Source organism: Tenacibaculum sp. M341 (genome assembly GCF_004337695.1).
In the GTDB taxonomy this organism is placed as follows: domain Bacteria; phylum Bacteroidota; class Bacteroidia; order Flavobacteriales; family Flavobacteriaceae; genus Polaribacter.
In genome coordinates this window covers 1-438 of the sequence record NZ_SJXJ01000088.1, presented here as the reverse complement: position 1 = coordinate 438, position 438 = coordinate 1, and the positions used below count along the sequence as shown (strand labels likewise).

Below are 438 nucleotides of genomic sequence, written 5' to 3'. Positions count from 1 at the left end.
GCTGGTTAGAGCGCTACACTGATAATGTAGAGGTCGGCAGTTCGAGTCTGCCCGAGACTACTATTAAATTTAAGGCTTAGTTGAAAGGAAATTCTAGAAGTTGAGAATGGTAGTTTGAGAGGGATAACTACTCAAGCTTACTACTCAATACTAACTACTAGTATTTGGGGGATTAGCTCAGCTGGCTAGAGCGCTTGCCTTGCACGCAAGAGGTCATCGGTTCGACTCCGATATTCTCCACAACGCGAAAGCGAAAAGTTCATTGACATATTGGTAAAATGATATCGTAAAGAATCAAGATAGAGAGTTAGATGTTAAAATCTAACAGACATTTATAAAAAATATAAAGAGCTCGTTGTAGATGAGAATCTACAGCAAAAAGTACAATAAGCTAAATAAGGGCGTATGGCGGATGCCTAGGCTTTCAGAGGCGATGAA

At 40.2% G+C, this 438-nt stretch carries 1 tRNA gene; it reads left to right on the top strand.

Annotated elements, in window-relative coordinates:
* Positions 1 to 166 precede the first annotated feature (166 nt).
* Positions 167 to 240 (top strand) — tRNA-Ala (locus EYW44_RS21965).
* The last annotated feature ends 198 nt before the right edge of the window (positions 241 to 438 follow it).